The sequence below is a fragment of the Micromonospora sp. A3M-1-15 genome (genome assembly GCF_024213425.1).
GTDB classification, from domain to species: domain Bacteria; phylum Actinomycetota; class Actinomycetes; order Mycobacteriales; family Micromonosporaceae; genus Micromonospora; species Micromonospora chersina.
This window is the reverse complement of sequence record NZ_JANAVK010000007.1, coordinates 95,455-111,740: the sequence shown is the minus strand read 5'-3', so window position 1 is coordinate 111,740 and position 16,286 is coordinate 95,455. Positions and strand designations below refer to the sequence as shown.

Genomic DNA, 16,286 nt, shown 5'->3' with positions numbered 1-16,286 from the left:
CTCCGCCGGTGATACCTTCCGTGCGCCGGCTGTTCCGGCGGTGCCTTCCACCCTCGGGAGCTGCTCGCATGGTCCGAATCCGCCGGCGTCGGGCCCTGGGTCTCCTCCTCGGTGGCGTCTCGGCCACGGCGCTCGGCGCCTCCGAGCCCGTCCTCAGCCGACGCCGCGCCGCCACGCCGGTCCGCGGCTCGTCCCCGCCCGTCGAGGTGGAGAACTCCGCGGCCGGAGAGCCCTGGTGGCCGCCGGACGGCGCCCGGGCCGCCGACGACCGGCGGCGGCAGATCCAGGGGTACGCCTCGACGACCAGCCTCGCCCCCGGCGAGTCCGTCGACTTCCACGTCGCGGTCGATCCCGCCGGCCGGTTCCGGATCACCGTGCACCGGCTCGGCTGGTACGGCGGCGCCGGCGCCCGGACCATGCTGACCAGCCCGGACCTGGACGGCACCCCACAGCCGGTGCCGCCCGCGGACCCGGTGACCGGCGCCATCGCCTGCCGGTGGCCGGTGTCCTGGACCCTCCGCATCCCCGAGGACTGGACCTCCGGCCTCTACCAGGCGGTCTTCACCTCCGCCGACGGCTGGCGCGCGTGCACGCCCTTCGTGGTGCGGGACGACCGGCGGGCCGCCGCGGTCTGCGTGGTGCTGCCGGTGACCACCTGGCAGGCGTACAACCAGTGGCCGCGGGACGGGCGGGCCGGCAAGAGCCTCTACAACGGCTACGCGGCCAGCGGGCGGCGGGACCCGGCACTGCGGGCACGCGAGGTCTCCTTCGACCGCCCGTACGCCGAGGCGGGCCAGCCCGCCCAGTTCAGCCGGGACCACGACGCCGTCCAGTGGCTCGAACGCAACCGCTACGACATCAGCTACGCCACCAGCTTCGACCTGCACTCCGGGCGACTCGACCCGGCCCGCCACCGGGGGCTGGTGTTCTGCGGGCACGACGAGTACTGGTCGGCGGAGATGCGCCGGGCCGCCGAGGCCGGACTGGCCGACGGCACCAGCCTCGCCTTCCTCGGCGCCAACAGCGTCTACTGGCACATCCGGGTGCGACCCTCCGCCGGCGGCCACCCGGAGCGGATCGTCGCCTGCGCCAAGACCACCCCCGACCCGGACGAGGACGCCGCCGGCCCGACGGTGACCTGGCGCGGCCTCGACAATCCCGAGCAGGCGCTGCTCGGCGTCCAGTACAACGGCATCGTCGTCACCCCGCAGCCGCTGGTGGTCCGCTCGGCCGACCACTGGGTGTGGGCCGGCACCGGGGTGGCCGACGGCGACCGCATTCCCGGGGTCGTCCAGGGCGAGGCGGACGGCGTCCAGGCCGGCGCCGCACGGCCCCTCGGACTCCGCGAAACCCTGCTCAGCGGGTCGCTCTACCCCGCACAGCAGGGCGGGCGGCGGATGCAGAGCACCCACGTGTACGAACGGCCCGGTGGCGCGGTGGTCTTCGCCACCGGCACGCTCGGCTGGACGATGGCGCTCAACCGGCGCGGGCACCGCGACGAGCGGATCGAGCGGGCCACCGCCAACGTGCTCGACCGGATCGTCGGAGGCCCACGCGGCGGCACGGTGCCGCCTGACGAAACCGGCCTCAGGACGGCGGATCAGCCGGAGGCCCCACCCGGCCCGACCAACCGCTGACGACGGGCCCGCCGCCGAGGTAGCCGATCGCCCGGCGCCGGCGCCGGCGCCTCCCCGCCCGGACCGGCCGGTGGTCTTCCGCGAACGGCAGCCGTCGCGGTAACCCTCCACGCGGCCGGCAGGTGGTCGCCTCGTCGCCGCCATGGTTCCGGACGGCGACGAGGCCGTCGGGCCCGGTCAGGCCGGAAGACCGATCTGGCCGTCCACGGCGGCGGCGGCGATGTCCGAGCGGTGGTGCGAGCCGGCCAGCCCGATGCCACGTACCACCGCGTAGGCGGCGTCCCGCGCGGCGGCCAGGTCGGGGCCGGTGGCCGTGCCGCAGAGGACCCGGCCCCCGGCGGACCGCAGGGCGCCGTCGGCGTCCCGGCGGGTGCCGGCGTGGATGACCCCGGCGCGGTCCGCGCCGGTGATCACGTCACCGGTACGCGGCGCCGCCGGGTAGCCCTCGGCCGCCACCACGACGGTGACCGCCGCGCCGTCGCGCCAGCGCAGCGGCGGATGCGCGGCCAGCGTGCCGGTGGCGGCGGCGTGCAGCAGCCCGCCCAGCGGCGTCTCCAGCAGGGCGAGCACCACCTGGGTCTCCGGGTCACCGAAGCGGGCGTTGAACTCGATCACGCGCGGGCCGGCGGCCGTGATCGCCAGGCCCACGTAGAGCAGGCCGGCGAACGGGGTGCCCCGGCGGCGCAACTCGGCAAGCGTCGGGTGCACCACGTCGCGCATCACCTCGTCGACCAGGCCCGGCGGGGCCCAGGGCAGCGGCGCGTACGCGCCCATGCCGCCGGTGTTCGGCCCGGTGTCGCCGTCGCCGACCCGCTTGAAGTCCTGGGCGGGCAGCAGCGGCACGGCCGCCTCGCCGTCGGTGACCACGAAGAGCGAGACCTCGGGACCGGCCAGGTACTCCTCGATCACCACCCGGCCGCACTCCTCGGCGTGCCGTACGGCGGCGGCCCGGTCATCGGTCACCACGACGCCCTTGCCAGCGGCGAGCCCGTCGTTCTTCACGACGTACGGCGCACCGAACTCGTCCAGCGCCTTCCCGACGCTCGCCGCGTCCGTGCAGGTGTACGCCCGGGCGGTCGGCACGCCGGCCGCGGTCATCACGTCCTTGGCGAACGTCTTCGAGCCCTCCAGCCGGGCCGCCTCGGCCGACGGCCCGAACGCCGCGATGCCCTTGGCGCGGACCGCGTCGGCGACCCCGACCACCAGCGGCGCCTCCGGACCGATCACCACGAGATCCGCGGCCACCTCGACGGCGAGCGCCGCCACCGCCGCCGGATCGGTGGCGTTGACGTCCCGCACCTCGGCCACCGCAGCGATCCCCGGATTCCCCGGAGCCGCCACCAGCGCCTCGACGGAAGGATCGCCGACCAGCCCGAGCGCGAGCGCATGCTCCCGCCCTCCACCACCCACAAGAAGAACCCGCACGACCGGCATCCTACTGACCACCCCACCCACCCTTGTTGATCAAGAAGTTTGCGTCTCAATTCCGGTCCTCAATGACGCAAACCTCTTGATCAACGAGGCCGTCCGAGGGCGCGTGCGACCGTGTGGGCGATGTAGTCGGGGCGGAGGGTGTCGGGCCAGGTGAAGCGGAGGACGGTCCAGCCGGCGTTCGTCAGGCGGTTCTGGCGTCGGCGGTCCTCGTAGATGGCCTGGGGTGCCTGGTGGGAGGTCTGGCCGTCGGCCTCGGCGATGACTCGGGCGGCGCGCCAGCCCAGGTCGCCGATGCCGAGCAGGTAGCCGTCTTCGTCGCGGACCTCCAACTGCAGCGCGTCGGGCGGCACGCCGCCGTCCACGCAACGCAGCCGGACCCGGGTCTCCAAGGGTGACTGGGCCCGGCCGTCCGACTCCGCCAGGGAGCGTCGGGCCGCGACGGCACCCCGCCGCCGGGCGATGAGCGCCGCCACCAGGGAAAGGTCCGACTCGTCGATCAGCTGCCGGTTGAGCGCCGAGTCGAGGACGCACACCGCGGGATAACGGTCGGCCCGGAGAATGACGTCGGCCACCGTGCGGACCGGGGTCGTGACGGGAAGCCCGGCGACTGTGCCGACATCACCCGGACCGAGGGTGAGCTGGTGCACCACCAGATCCGGGTCAGCCGGCCGCTGGGGACGTGGCCGACCCGGAGGCACCGAGACGTGAACCGCTGACGCGGCGCGCAGACCACCGATGCGGTGCAGTTCGGCGGCGGTGTCCAGCACGGCGACGGCTCCGGGGCCGAGAGTCGCGACGGCCGCCCGGATGCGTGCCCGCCGGAGTGCCGCCACGTCCACCTGCGGCGCCGGCACGAAACAGCCCCGCGCCACCCTGATCCACCGCCCCGATCGTGCGAGATGACGGATCTGGTCCCGACTGAATCCCAGGGCAACGGCCTGGGAGGCGGTCACCACCCCACCCTGCCGCCCAGCAACCCGACTCAACCCAACACGATCAGCCACCCACCCAGGCTGCCCAGAGCCCCCACACCTCGAAAACCCCTGTGGAAAACCCTGTGGACAACCCACACCCCAGCCGTTGTCGATCAAGAAGTTTGCGTCAGAACTCGCGCCGAAATCAGACGCAAACTTCTTGATCAACTCGTGGGGAGTGAGGGCGTTACGGGAGGAGGGGGTGGCGGGTTACGTTTTCTTCTCGGCCTGGGCCTACGCCTACGATGCTCACCTTTGTGCCGCAGAGTTCTTCGATGCGGGCGATGTAGCGTCGGGCGTTTTCCGGCAGGTCGGCTTCGGTTCTGGCCTTGGTGATGTCTTCCCACCAGCCGTCGAGCTCTTCGTAGATCGGGGTGGCGTGGTGGAAGTCCGTCTGCGTCATCGGCATGTCGTCGAAGCGCTCGCCGTTGATTTCGTAGCCGATGCAGATCGGCACCTTGGGCATGCCGGTCAGCACGTCCAGCTTGGTGATGACCAGGTCGGTTACGCCGTTGAGGCGGCAGGCGTAGCGGGCCACGACGGCGTCGAACCAGCCGGTGCGGCGCTCGCGGCCGGTCGTGGTGCCGTACTCGTGGCCGATCTTGCGCAGGTGCTGCCCGTTGTCGTCGAACAGCTCGGTCGGGAACGGGCCCGAACCCACCCGCGTCGTGTACGCCTTGCTCACCGCGATGACCTTGGTGATCGCGGTCGGCGGGATGCCCGCGCCCACGCACGCCCCGCCCGCCGTCGGGTTCGACGAGGTGACGAAGGGGTAGGTGCCGTGGTCCATGTCGAGCATGGTGGCCTGGGCGCCCTCCAGCAGGACGGTCTCGCCGCGGTCCAGCGCGTCCCAGAGCATCACGCGGGTTTCCGCGATGTACGGCCGCAGCCGCTCCGCGTAGCGCAGGTACTCCTCGACGGTCTCGTCGACGTCGATCGCCTTGCGGTTGTAGACCTTGAACAGCACCTGGTTCTTCTCGCGGAGCGCCAGCTCCAGCTTCTTGCGCAGGATGCCGGGGTCCAGCAGGTCCTGGAGCCGGATGCCCATCCGGGCGACCTTGTCGCCGTACGCGGGGCCGATGCCCCGGCCGGTGGTGCCGATCCGCGAGCTGCCCAGGTAGCGCTCGACCACCCGGTCCAGCGCCCGGTGGTGCGGCATGATGAGGTGCGCGTCACCCGAGATCCGCAGCCGGGAGACGTCCACGCCCCGCTCGGCGAGACCGTCGATCTCCTCCAGCAGCACCTTCGGGTCGACCACCACGCCGTTGCCGATGATGATCATCGCGTCCGGCGAGAGCGCGCCGGACGGCATGAGGTGCAGCGCGTACTTCTGGCCGTCCGGTGTGATCACCGTGTGGCCGGCGTTGTTGCCGCCGGAGTAGCGCACGACGTAGTCGACCCGCTCACCCAGCAGGTCGGTAACCTTGCCCTTGCCCTCGTCGCCCCACTGAGCGCCGATGAGCACGATCGCTGGCATCTTCTCCGCCTCCAGAAGGCTCGGGTGCCAGGTGGCGACCGGTCGGCGAGCCCGGGGTGTCAGGCTAACAAGTAGTGACGGCGGGACCGGCAGGGGTTCGTCGAGAAGCAGGAGGCTCCTTCGTGTACGACGTGGTGCTGCTCACCCTCGGCTCGGAGCGGGACGCGCCCGGCGGCGGGTGCGGCAGCGGTGGGGCCTGCTGCGGTGGCGCGTCGGAGGCGGCCGGCGAGGGGCCCGAGGAGCGCTGCGAGACGCCGCGCGTGCCGGTGCTGGCCTGTGCGGACGCGCTGACCGCCCGGGGCGCCCGGGTGGAGACGGTGACCGCCCGTTCGGACGCGGAGATCGACGAGGTGCTGGCCCGCCTCGACGGCCCGCCCCGAGCCGACGGCCTCACCTGGCCGGACCCCGACTCCAAGACCCGGCTGGTCGTCGCCACGGCCAGTGACGGTCAGTTGCGCGCCGTGCTGCGCCGGCTGGTCCGGCGGTACGCTCCGCCGCCCAGCCGCCGCCCCGCCGGCCTGCCCGGGAACCGGACCGTGCCGGACCTGCCGCCGGTTGGCGTACTCCCGCTCGACCCGGCCCGGTCCGGGACGGCGCGGGACCTGGCCGCGCAGCTCGGCCTGCCCCGCGACCCGGCCGCGGTGGCCGCCGCGGTGCTGGACGGCACCCCCCGCCGGCTCGACCTGCTGCGCAACGACGGCGGCTCGGTGACGCTGGACGGCGCGCTGCTGGGCGCGGCCGACGACGCGGGCCGGCCGCTGCACTGGCGTGCGCGGGTCGAGGTCGACGGCACCGTGCTGAGCACCGGCGAGGAGCCGATCATGGCCTGCGCGATCGGCAACGCCGGCGGTTACGCGAGCCTGGGCGACGTGGCGCTGCTGGCCGATCCCGACCCGTCCGACGGCCGGGTCCAGGTGGCCGTGGCCGTGCCGGTGGTCACCCGCTCCGCGTTGGGCAGGAAGAGGGTACGGCTGGAGGTGCGCCGGGCCCGGGGCCGCGCGGCGGCGGTCGTACCGCGCGACGAGAAGGTGCCCTTCCTCGACGACGGCGTCGAGGGCGAGCTGAGCCGGAAGCGGTCCTGGTGGACCGAGCCGGGCGCCTGGGCGGTCTGGACGGCCTGACCTCCGTCGATCCCCGCTCGGGCCACCCGGCAGACCGGACGGCCTATCCTCGGCGGGAGGAATGGGGAGGAACCGTGGTGCACGAACACGCCGACCCGGCCCACGTGCCGGGTCAACCGCAGGTGCCGGAGCGGGACATCGAACCGCTCTGGCCGCCCGAGCAGGCCGACCCGGTCGTCACCGCCCCGCCGTGGGCGGCCCCGGCCCAGCCGAGCGCGGCGCCCTGGCCCGTCCCGCCCAGCGACGCCGCGCCGTCGACCCCGTGGCCGCAGCCGCCGGCTCCCGACGAGGCACCCGCGGGTGACACCGTGCCCGCACCTCGCGTGGCGCAGCCCCCGGTCGACCTGGACCTGCCGTTCACCCTCGACCAGCCGTCGCCCACCCCGACGGCGACCACGCCGGAAGCGACCGTGCCCCGACCGGCCAGCACCGCCGGCCCGAACGACGCGGCTCACAGTTCCGGGGCCACGCCCGAAGCTGGCACGCCGGGAGGGACCGACCCTCGGCCGGCGACCACGGCCGGCCCGGACGACACGGCCCACACCACGGGAACCACGCCCGAAGCGACCACGCCCGAAGCGACCAAGCCCGGAGCGACCACGCCCGAAGCGACCACGCCCGGAGCGACCGCTCCCCGGCCGGTTACCGGAGCAGCGGACGGAACCGGGGCCGACGCCCCTGCGGCGGATGGCGAACCACCTGGCGGAGAGGCGGAGAGCCCCGGTGACCGCGGGGCCGGCACGCCACCGAACGGCCGGCCCGACTCTCCCTGGGCCGAGCCCCCGCAGCGCGCGACCGCCGACCCCACCACGCCGGCGCCGCACTCCGGTCCGGCTCCGCCAGCGACCCAGCCCATTACCAACTCGGCTGCTTCCGGGCCGGTGGCGCCCGCGGCCGGAGCCACCCCACCGGCGCAGGATGGTCCCCACGAAGGCCCCGAGGGCGCGGCCCCGGCCGCCGACGGGTCGCCCGAGGCCGAGACGCCGCGACTCGGCCCGTTCCCGCCCTCGCCGGGCGTGCCGCTACCGCAGTCCTACGGCGACGGGACGGCCTACCCGCCCGGACCGGTCGGCTACGGACAGCCGACGCCCGGGCCGGGTGGCTACGGGCAGCCGGCGCCCGGTCCGGGTGGCTACGGACAGCCGACGCCCGGACCGGGTGGCTACGGACAGCCGACCCCGGGACCGGGTAGCCACGGGCAGCCGACGCCGGGACCAGTCGGCTACGGTCCACCGGCGGCGCACGCCGGGCCACCCGCGCCGGCGCCGCAGGCCGGGGCGCCGGGGTGGTACCCGCCGGCCTGGCCCCAGCAGCCGGCCCCGCCCCCGCAGCCAGGCGCACCGCAGGCGCAGCCGGCACCGGCACAGCAGCCCGGAATGCAGCAGCCGGGGCCGGCCGCGTACCCGGAGCAGGTCTGGACGCCGGCGAGCGGTGCCCCGCCGACGGCGGAGGACTTCGCGCGGCGGCGGCAGGTTCGGCCGGTCGACCCGGTCGCCACCATGGGCGTCCGGGCGGTGGTCAACAAGATCGGGCTGGTCCGGCTCGCGCCGGGGCGGCAGGAGCAGGAGATGCGGCGGGACATCGAGATGGTGCGCCGCAACTTCGGCGGGCTGCGCCAGGTGACGGTGGTCAACCCGAAGGGTGGCGCCGGCAAGACGGTCGCCATCCTGCTGCTCGCCATGACCTTCGGCCAGAAGCGCGGCGGGTACGTGCTGGCCTGGGACAACAACGAGACGCAGGGCACCCTGGGGATGCGGGCCCAGCAGGACTTCCACTCCCGCACGGTGCGGGACATGCTGCGTGACCTGGCCCAGTTCCAGGGGTCGCACGGCCGGGTCGGCGACCTGTCGCAGTACGTCCGCTCGCAGGGCGAGGGCATGTTCGACGTGCTCGCCTCGGACGAGTCGGCGACCGGCGGCGAGATGCTGACCGCCGCGGCGTTCGCCGAGATCCGCGAGGTGGTCAGCCGCTTCTACAAGCTGATCTTCGTGGACACCGGGAACAACGTGCGGGCGCAGAACTGGCAGGCCGCCATGGACGCCACCGACCAGCTGGTGGTCACCATGTCGGCGCGGAACGACTCGGCCGAGACCGCCGCCCGGATGCTCGACCACCTGGAGCAGAGCGGCCGGCAGCGGCTGGTCCGGCAGGCGGTGACGGTGGTGTCGATGCCGCCGTCCCGCAAGGAGATCGACCTGCCGGCCATCCAGGAGCACTTCGCCGCCCGGACCCGGGCGGTGCTGCTGGCGCCGTACGAGCGGCTCATCGACACCGGCGAGCCGATCCGGTACGGCCAGCTCTCCTCGGCCACCCGGGACGCCTGGCTGAAGATCGCCGCCTCGGTGGCGGAAGGGCTGTAGGAGGGCGCGACGGCCGGCTCCTCGCGGGGAACCGGCCGTCGCGTCGTTCAGTGGCTGGCCAGGGCGTCCCCGGCGGCCGGGTCGCAGTCGCGGAGGAACTGGGCGCAGCGCGCCGCCTCGTCCGCCTCGCCGATCTCGCCGGCCGCGCGGGAGAGCACGTAGAGGCAGCGGAGGAAGCCCCGGTTGGGCCTGTGCGACCAGGGCACCGGGCCGTGGCCCTTCCAGCCGCTGCGGCGGAGCTGGTCGAGGCCCCGGTGGTAGCCGGTGCGGGCGTACGCGTACGCCGGGACGACCTGGCCCGCGTCGAGCGCCCGGGTGGCGAGCGCCGCCCAGCCCGCGCTGTAGGTCGGGAAGCGGGCCGCGACCTCGGCGTACGCCTCGTCGGTGTCCTGCTCGGCGGCGGACGCCAGCGCGGCGTCGGCCTCCTCGTGCACGGGGAGCAGGGTGGCCGGTGGCTCAGGCAACAGGTTCTGCATCGCCCCATTCAACCCGCTTCGCCCTGGGGTACGCGAGGGGGTCCGGCGAGCCGGTCGGCTGAACGGCTGAGGGTTTCGTCACGCCTGCGGTGGCCGCCCACGTACCCGCGGCCCATGCCGCGGCGCGACTTTTTCCACTACAACTACAGATCCGGAGCCTCCCCAGGACCCGGTTACGCAGGAGCCCGGTGGCCTGGCCGCCGGGCTCCTGTCCGTGCCGCCCGCGTTTGCCGGCTTGCCGCCGCGGGGCAGGATGATCTGGTGCCGACCCCACCACCCGCGGACGTCATCGAGCCGCACGCCAACCCCGACGAGATCGAGACCCGGACCGCGTTCGACCGGCGGCTGGCCGAGGGGAGCCTCGCCGGCCTGACCGTGCAGGGCCTCCGCCTCGACCTGGACCCGGTCCCCGACCTGCGCGGCGTCGAGGTCGCCGGCACCCTCTTCGTGGGCTGCCGGTTCGCCGACCGGGAGGTCGGCGCGGACCTGGTCCGGCGGGGCGCGAACGTCGTCCCGCCCTTTTCGGGGCTGCCCTACCCGACCCAGCCGTCCCACCTCTACACCGCCGACGACCTGGCCGCCGGCTTCGCCGAGGGCGGCTTCGAAGGGATGTACGACACCCGGGTGTACGCGCACTTCCGGGCGCACGGCGGCGCCCTGCCCGACGTGCGCGAGGCGCTCGGCCAGCGGCTGCACGACCACGGGGTGGACAACGCCCTGGCCGACGCCACCCGGGCCTGGCTGGCCGTGCACGGGCCGCAGTCCGTGGTGGGCGTGATGGGCGGGCACGCGGTGCCGCGCGGCAGCGCCGCGTACCGGATGGCGGCGGTGCTGGGCTGGGAGCTGGCGCGGGCCGACCGGCTGGTGGTGACCGGCGGTGGTCCGGGCGTGATGGAGGCGGCCAACCTGGGCGCGTTCCTCGCGGCCTGGCCGGCGGAGGAGCTGACCGCGGCGATCGACCTGCTGGCGACCGCGCCCGACTTCACCGACCACGACCGCTACACCGACGCGGCGCTGCGGGTCCGGGAGCGTTACGCGGCCGGGCCGGCCCTGCCCACGCCCCGCCCGGCGGCGGCCGGCACCGAGTGGGCCCGCTCGGGCGGCCTGGCCATCCCCACCTGGCTGTACGGGCACGAGCCGGCGAACCTGTTCGCCGGGCGGATCGCCAAGTACTTCTCCAACGCCATCCGGGAGGACACCATCCTGCGGCTGGCCCGGGGCGGGATCGTCTTCGCGCCGGGCCGGGCCGGCACGGTGCAGGAGGTGTTCCAGGCGGCCACCAAGACCTACTACGGCACCGACGGGGCGAGTGGCGCGTACGTCTTCCTGGACCGCACCTACTGGACCACCGAGCTGCCCGTGGAGTCGCTGCTGCGGCCGCTCTTCGCGGCCTCCCCGTTCGGCGACCTGTCGGCCACGGTGCATCTCACCGACGACGTCCGCGAGGCGGTACGGGTGCTCACCGCCGGATGAGACGCGCGGAGGCCGGCACCCGATCGGGTGCCGGCCTCCGGTTCACGCGGTGGTCACTTCATCGTGGTGCCGGTGGAGCGCAGGTGCTCGCAGGCCTCCACGACGCGGGCGGCCATGCCGGCCTCGGCGGCCTTGCCCCAGACGCGCGGGTCGTACATCTTCTTGTTGCCGACCTCGCCGTCCACCTTCAGCACGCCGTCGTAGTTGCGGAACATGTGGTCCGCGACCGGCCGGGTGAAGGTGTACTGGGTGTCGGTGTCGATGTTCATCTTCACCACGCCGTAGTCCAGCGCCTCGCGGATCTCCGACAGCAGCGAGCCGGAACCGCCGTGGAAGACCAGGCTGAGCGGCTTGTCCTTGCCGTACTTGGCGCCCACGGCCACCTGGATGTCGTGCAGCACCGCAGGGCGGAGCTTGACGTTGCCCGGCTTGTAGACGCCGTGCACGTTGCCGAAGGTCAGCGCCGCCATGTAGCGGCCCTTCTCGCCGAGGCCGAGCGCGTCGACCATGGCCAGGCCGTCCTCGACGGTGGTGTAGAGCTTCTCGTTGATGGCGTTCTCGACGCCGTCCTCCTCGCCGCCGACGACGCCGACCTCGATCTCCAGGACGATCTTGCCCTTGGCGGCCTCGGTGAGCAGCTGCTCGGCGATCTCCAGGTTCTCCGCGACCGGCACGGCCGAGCCGTCCCACATGTGCGACTGGAAGAGCGGCTCCTGGCCGTTCTTCACCCGCTCCTGGGAGATGCCCATGAGCGGCCGGACGAACTTGTCCAGCTTGTCCTTCGGGCAGTGGTCGGTGTGCAGGGCGATGTTCACCGGGTACTTCTTGGCCACCTCGTGCGCGTACGCGGCGAAGGCCACCGCGCCGGTCACCATGTCCTTCACGGACGGGCCGGACAGGTACTCCGCGCCGCCGGTGGAGACCTGGATGATGCCGTCGCTCTCCGCGTCGGCGAAGCCCTTGAGCGCCGCGTTCAGCGTCTGCGAGGAGGTCACGTTGATCGCGGGGTACGCGTACCGGCCGGCCTTGGCCCGGTCCAGCATCTCCGCGTAAGCCTCGGGGGAAGCGATGGGCATGTCGAACGCTCCTTACTTACCGCTCTCGGCCGTGCAGGCCGCTCTCGTCCTTGGGTGCGCCGGACCGCGCTGTCCACCGCGGGAAGTATCCCGTAGGAGCGCGCGGCGGACACAACCGACCCGGGAACCGCTCACCCTTGGTCCAGGCGGTCCGGCAGCACGACGCTGATCAGCCAGCTCACCACCGCCATGACAATGGCGCCCCAGAAGGCGGCCCAGAAGCCGTTGACGTGGAACGACAGGTCCAGCCCGCGGGCGATCCAGTCGGTGAGCAGGAACAGCAGGGCGTTGACCACGAGCGCGAACAGACCGAGCGTGAGCAGGTAGAACACGCAGCCGATCACCTTGATGACCGGCTTCAGCAGGGCGTTGACCGCGCCGAAGATGAGCGCCACCACGACCACGGTGAACACGGTGTTGAAACCGTTGTGGCCGGTGACCTCCACCCCGGGCACGATGAGCGTGGTCACCCACAGCGCCACCGCGGTGATCGCCAGCCGGATCAGGAAGCCCACGGCACCATCCTGGCACCGGGTGTTCCCCCCGGAGGGGACAATCGCCGACTCCACCGTTCCGCCCGCCGCCGAGCGGGGGCCCGGGTGAGCCCGTACGGTGTGGTGGTGACTGTCCGCACCGAGATCCAGGGAGGGACGATGGGTCAGCCCGAGGAGGACTTCGCCCCGAGCGACCACCTCGCTCCGGAGGAGCGCGACCTGGAGGCGGATCCGGCCGACGCGGTCGAGCAGGCCGCGGTGGTCACCCCCGAGGATGGCGACGGCGAGCCGCACCGGGGCCTGGAGGTCGACGACTGGGACGCCATGGAGCAGGCCCGGGTGGTCACCGCCGACGAGGACGACTACCGCTGAGCGGGCGGGCGGGGCCGGTGGCCCCGCCCACGCGTCAGCGCAGGGCGGTGACCTGCTTCGGGTGGGCCGCCGTCCACTCGCCGAGCCGGTCGGTCCGCAGCGCCTCGAGGAAACCCGGGGCCAGGGCGGGGTCGAGCCGGAACCCGAACGGTTCCTTCTCCGTGTAGCGGACCGGCAGGCCGACCACGACCGGATCGACGGTGGCCGCCTTCCCGGCCAGGGAGAGCAGCGTCAGCAGGGACGTCTCACCGGTGTCGGTCACCAGGCCCGAACCGGCCTGCGAGACCAGCCGGTTGAGCAGCACCGGGTTGGTCAGCACCCCATCCTCCCGGATCCGGGTGAGCAGTCCGGCCGCGTACCGGCCGGCGTTGCGGTCCCGGTCCAGTCCGCCGTCCCGAAGGCCGTAGCGCTGCCGCAGCAGGTCCACCGCCGCGGTGCCGCCGAGCGTCTGGCAGCCGGCCGGAAACCGCCGCTGGGTGTGCACCGAACGCACCGCCGCCGGCAGGCAGACCGGCACGCCGCCGACCGCGTCGGTGAGCTCGCGGGTCGCCTGGTAGGTGAGCACCGCGCCGGCGTCGATCCGTACGCCGGTCAGCTCGGCGACCACCTGCCGGGTCGCCCGGTATCCGGCGGCCAGATCCTTCCCGGCCGGCCCGGCGCCGAACGTGAAGGACGCGTTGAGCTTGTCGGTCCCCCGACCGGGAATCGGCACCAGCAGGTCGCGTGGGAGGGAGACCAGGTAGAGCCGGCTGCGGTCCGCCGGGACGTGCACCAGCAGCACGGAGTCGGCCCGCCGGCCCCCGCCGGCCTGGTCCAGGCCGAGGAGCAGCACGTTCAGCGCCCCGGTGGGCGTCGGCGAGGGTGTCGCCAGCAGGTTCGCGGTCTCCGGCGGGCGCGGTGCGATCGCGGTGAAGCCGGCCAGGGCGGCGGCGACCACCGCCAGCGCCGTACCCGCGACCCGGAGCCGCAGACGGCGGCGCCGGCGGCGGACCACGGCCCGGTCGATGGCGGCCCGGACCGGGCCGGTGGGCGGGGTCAACGCCTCGCGCCGGGCGAAGGCTGCCCGCAGGTCGTCCTCGATCATCAGCAGACCTCCACGTACTCGGCTCGGAGGGTGGCCAGGGCGCGGGAGATGCACGAGCGCACGGTGCCGACGGCGCAGCCGAGGATCTCCGCGATCTCCGCGTCGGGCAGGTCCTCGTAGTAGCGGAGCACCAGCGTGGCCCGCTGCCGCCGGGGCAGCCGGGACAGCCACGACCAGACCTGGTCGCGGTCCACGGCGGACTGCGCGTGGTCGCTCGGCGCCGGCACCGCCTCGTCCGGTTCGCCGCGCAGCAGCACCCGGCGCGCCCAGGAGCCCCGCCGCCAGTCGATGAACTGGTTGGTGAGCATCCGGCGCACGTACCGCTCGGGCGCGTCGCTGCGGGCGACCCGACGCCAGTTGAGCTGGACCCGGACCATGGTCTCCTGCACCAGGTCCTGGGCCTGGTGCGGATCGCCGGTCAGCATGACCGCGTACCGCAGCAGGGCGCTCAGCCGCGCGTCGGCGAACTCCTCGTACGTCACTGCACCTCCCGGTGTCCCGCCCTGTTGACGGGCACGGGCCGGCGGAACATTGCACCGACGCTGATCAGCCGTTCGGTCAATATCTGTCGGTGAATGCCTCGCGGGGCAGCGGTGTTACTTAAGAGTTCTTTAAGCTCCACGGGCTCCACCTGATCATTCACGGGAGGAACCCCCAACCATGCTTTCCCACTCCACCCGGCGCTGGCTCGCCGGGCTGGGCGTCGCAGGCGCGTTCGTCGCCGCCTCCGCCACCCCCGCCGCCGCGGCGGACTCCTTCCAGCTCGTCTCGTACGACATGCTGGTCGCGCCGGGCCACACGGTCCTCAACTACCTCTACGCGTACGACCCCGAGAGCGAGGAGGACCTGCAGAAGCTCACCCTCGACCTGGACCTGTCGAAGGTCGACGACTTCGCCACGCTGGAACTGGCGAGCGGCGGCTGGGACTGCGCCACGACCGACGCCAACCTGCACTGCGAGGCGGTGGCCGGCGAGTGGGGTGTGCCGAGCTTCGACTACTACCTGACCGCGAAGTCCGACGCCACCCCCGGGCAGAAGGCCGAGATCGCGGTCAAGGCCAACGGCGACGGCAAGGTCGCCACCGGCTCCATCAGCGTCACCGTGGCCGAGGGCGTCGACCTCCAGAGCGAGCCCGAGGACAGCGTCGACGGCGCGCCGGGCGCCGAGGTCGGCCTGCCCAGCACGGTCCGCAACGGCGGCGAGAACACCGCCCACGGCGCCGTGCTGCGGCTGCAGAGCGACTGGTTGACCCCGTACGTCGGCAACTTCAGCAACTGCGAGTACGACGACGGCCTGCCCGCCATCTGCCGCTTCGACACGGACCTGGAGCCGGGCAAGAGCTACAAGCTCTCCGCACCGCTCCCGGTGAAGGTGGACAAGACGGCCCGCACGGGCAGCAGCGTGGTCAACTCGGTGGACTGGTGGACCAAGGACGACTGGGCGCTGGTCGAGAAGGACCCGACCTGGCCGCTGCCGCCGGGCAAGCCGGGCACCGGCGACGAGCTGCGCCTGGTCGAGGTCGGCGCCGCGCGGCAGTCCGCCCCGCAGACCGACGTGGACCGGTGGAACAGCTACACCGAGGTCAGCGTCGTGGTGACCGGTGACAACGGCGCCGACCTGGCCGCCGTGGGCAGCACCGCCACCGGCAAGGTCGGTGACCAGGTGAAGGTCTCCGCCGGCGCCCACAACCTCGGCCCGGCCGTGGTGGAGACCTGGCGCGAGGAGGGCCCGCTCACCGTCGTCGAGGTGCCGCAGGGCACCACCGCGGTCAAGGTCTCCGAGGACTGCGCTCCCTGGGTCCAGGACGAGCCGTGGAACCCGTGGGACCACGCGGGTGAGCCGGGCGCGGCGAAGTACGGCTGCATCGGTTACGGCGACCTCGCCAAGGGCGACACCGTCACCTGGGAGTTCACCCTCCGGATCGACAAGCTGACGGACGCGACCTCCGGCAAGGTGGCCACCAAGCTCGCCGGGGACCCGAACGAGCCCAACAACTACGCCCTCATCGCCATCACGTCGGGCACCGCCGGTAACGGCGGCAATGGAGGCAACGGGGGCAACGGGGGCAACGGCGGCGGCGAGGGTGACGGCGGCACGCTGCCGATCACCGGTTCCAACACCGCCCTGATCGCCGGTGTCGGCGCCCTCCTGCTCGCCGCCGGCGCGGCCGGCTACGTCGTGTCCCGCCGCCGCAAGACCCGCTTCGTCGCCTGACCGGAGCGCCACCAGAACACCGGTGCCCCGCCGACCATCCCGGTCGGCGGGGCACCGTCGTGTCCGCCCGAAAACCGGACGACGCAAGATCGCC

Annotated in this window: 15 protein-coding genes; 6 read left to right on the top strand and 9 right to left on the bottom strand. The window is 73.5% G+C overall.

What is annotated here, in order from left to right:
- The first annotated feature begins 68 nt into the window (after positions 1–68).
- Positions 69–1,637, top strand: a complete 1,569-nt coding sequence (locus tag NLX85_RS29105; RefSeq protein ID WP_254340519.1) for a N,N-dimethylformamidase beta subunit family domain-containing protein — start codon at positions 69–71, stop codon at positions 1,635–1,637.
- Between the two features lie 177 nt (positions 1,638–1,814).
- Here NLX85_RS29105 and purD read toward each other — a convergent pair whose 3' ends face one another.
- The 3 genes from purD to NLX85_RS29090 all read right to left on the bottom strand — a co-directional run bounded on the left by purD (position 1,815) and on the right by NLX85_RS29090 (position 5,522).
- Positions 1,815–3,062 (bottom strand): phosphoribosylamine--glycine ligase, encoded by a 1,248-nt coding sequence (gene purD / locus NLX85_RS29100; RefSeq protein WP_254340517.1) that lies wholly within the window; start codon positions 3,060–3,062, stop codon positions 1,815–1,817.
- 89 nt (positions 3,063–3,151) lie between these two features.
- Positions 3,152–4,075: a type IV toxin-antitoxin system AbiEi family antitoxin domain-containing protein gene (locus NLX85_RS29095; RefSeq protein WP_308210864.1), complete on the bottom strand. Its 924-nt coding sequence runs from the start codon at positions 4,073–4,075 to the stop codon at positions 3,152–3,154.
- A gap of 157 nt (positions 4,076–4,232) precedes the next feature.
- A complete protein-coding gene (locus tag NLX85_RS29090; RefSeq protein WP_254340513.1) occupies positions 4,233–5,522 on the bottom strand; it encodes an adenylosuccinate synthase in 1,290 nt (429 codons plus the stop codon).
- Between the two features lie 122 nt (positions 5,523–5,644).
- Between NLX85_RS29090 and NLX85_RS29085 the strand changes: the two genes are divergently transcribed.
- A complete protein-coding gene (locus NLX85_RS29085) occupies positions 5,645–6,643 on the top strand; it encodes an acylglycerol kinase family protein (RefSeq protein WP_254340511.1) in 999 nt (332 codons plus the stop codon).
- A 112-nt stretch (positions 6,644–6,755) separates the two neighbouring features.
- Here NLX85_RS29085 and NLX85_RS29080 read toward each other — a convergent pair whose 3' ends face one another.
- Complete coding sequence (locus NLX85_RS29080) at positions 6,756–6,950, bottom strand: hypothetical protein (protein WP_254340935.1); 195 nt, start codon at positions 6,948–6,950, stop codon at positions 6,756–6,758.
- Between the two features lies 1 nt (position 6,951).
- Between NLX85_RS29080 and NLX85_RS29075 the strand changes: the two genes are divergently transcribed.
- Complete coding sequence (locus NLX85_RS29075; protein WP_254340894.1) at positions 6,952–9,003, top strand: chromosome partitioning protein; 2,052 nt, start codon at positions 6,952–6,954, stop codon at positions 9,001–9,003.
- A 47-nt stretch (positions 9,004–9,050) separates the two neighbouring features.
- Here NLX85_RS29075 and NLX85_RS29070 read toward each other — a convergent pair whose 3' ends face one another.
- Entirely contained in the window at positions 9,051–9,479 is a 429-nt protein-coding gene (locus tag NLX85_RS29070; RefSeq protein WP_254340509.1) for a DUF3151 domain-containing protein, read from the bottom strand.
- 261 nt (positions 9,480–9,740) lie between these two features.
- Here NLX85_RS29070 and NLX85_RS29065 point away from each other — a divergent pair, with 261 nt between their 5' ends.
- On the top strand, positions 9,741–10,952 hold the full coding sequence (locus NLX85_RS29065) for an LOG family protein (RefSeq protein WP_148427713.1): 1,212 nt from the start codon (positions 9,741–9,743) through the stop codon (positions 10,950–10,952).
- A 53-nt stretch (positions 10,953–11,005) separates the two neighbouring features.
- Here the strand turns inward: NLX85_RS29065 and fbaA are convergent, their stop codons facing one another.
- Both fbaA and NLX85_RS29055 read right to left on the bottom strand, forming a co-directional pair.
- Positions 11,006–12,028: a class II fructose-bisphosphate aldolase gene (gene fbaA / locus NLX85_RS29060; RefSeq protein WP_254340507.1), complete on the bottom strand. Its 1,023-nt coding sequence runs from the start codon at positions 12,026–12,028 to the stop codon at positions 11,006–11,008.
- A gap of 131 nt (positions 12,029–12,159) precedes the next feature.
- Positions 12,160–12,543, bottom strand: a complete 384-nt coding sequence (locus tag NLX85_RS29055) for a phage holin family protein (protein WP_254340505.1) — start codon at positions 12,541–12,543, stop codon at positions 12,160–12,162.
- Between the two features lie 138 nt (positions 12,544–12,681).
- Here NLX85_RS29055 and NLX85_RS29050 point away from each other — a divergent pair, with 138 nt between their 5' ends.
- Positions 12,682–12,894 carry a hypothetical protein gene (locus NLX85_RS29050; protein WP_254340893.1) on the top strand — a complete coding sequence of 71 codons (213 nt, stop codon included), beginning with the start codon at positions 12,682–12,684 and terminating at the stop codon, positions 12,892–12,894.
- Between the two features lie 34 nt (positions 12,895–12,928).
- Here NLX85_RS29050 and NLX85_RS29045 read toward each other — a convergent pair whose 3' ends face one another.
- Together NLX85_RS29045 and NLX85_RS29040 are read right to left on the bottom strand one after the other, a co-directional pair.
- Entirely contained in the window at positions 12,929–13,978 is a 1,050-nt protein-coding gene (locus NLX85_RS29045) for an LCP family protein (RefSeq protein WP_254340503.1), read from the bottom strand.
- Entirely contained in the window at positions 13,978–14,460 is a 483-nt protein-coding gene (locus tag NLX85_RS29040; RefSeq protein ID WP_091315870.1) for a SigE family RNA polymerase sigma factor, read from the bottom strand. The genes NLX85_RS29045 and NLX85_RS29040 overlap by 1 nt, the downstream gene beginning before the upstream one ends.
- A gap of 178 nt (positions 14,461–14,638) precedes the next feature.
- Between NLX85_RS29040 and NLX85_RS29035 the strand changes: the two genes are divergently transcribed.
- Positions 14,639–16,192 (top strand): LPXTG cell wall anchor domain-containing protein, encoded by a 1,554-nt coding sequence (locus NLX85_RS29035; RefSeq protein ID WP_254340501.1) that lies wholly within the window; start codon positions 14,639–14,641, stop codon positions 16,190–16,192.
- Positions 16,193–16,286: the final 94 nt, after the last annotated feature.

Excerpts from the sequence above, each read along its gene's own strand:
- NLX85_RS29105 (WP_254340519.1), top strand. The coding sequence starts at position 69 with ATGGTCCGAATCCGCCGGCGTCGGGCCCTGGGTCTCCTCCTCGGTGGC.
- NLX85_RS29090 (WP_254340513.1), bottom strand. The coding sequence starts at position 5,522 with ATGCCAGCGATCGTGCTCATCGGCGCTCAGTGGGGCGACGAGGGCAAG.
- NLX85_RS29070 (WP_254340509.1), bottom strand. The coding sequence starts at position 9,479 with ATGCAGAACCTGTTGCCTGAGCCACCGGCCACCCTGCTCCCCGTGCAC.
- fbaA (WP_254340507.1), bottom strand. The coding sequence starts at position 12,028 with ATGCCCATCGCTTCCCCCGAGGCTTACGCGGAGATGCTGGACCGGGCC.
- NLX85_RS29050 (WP_254340893.1), top strand. The coding sequence starts at position 12,682 with ATGGGTCAGCCCGAGGAGGACTTCGCCCCGAGCGACCACCTCGCTCCG.
- NLX85_RS29045 (WP_254340503.1), bottom strand. The coding sequence starts at position 13,978 with ATGATCGAGGACGACCTGCGGGCAGCCTTCGCCCGGCGCGAGGCGTTG.
- NLX85_RS29035 (WP_254340501.1), top strand. The coding sequence starts at position 14,639 with ATGCTTTCCCACTCCACCCGGCGCTGGCTCGCCGGGCTGGGCGTCGCA.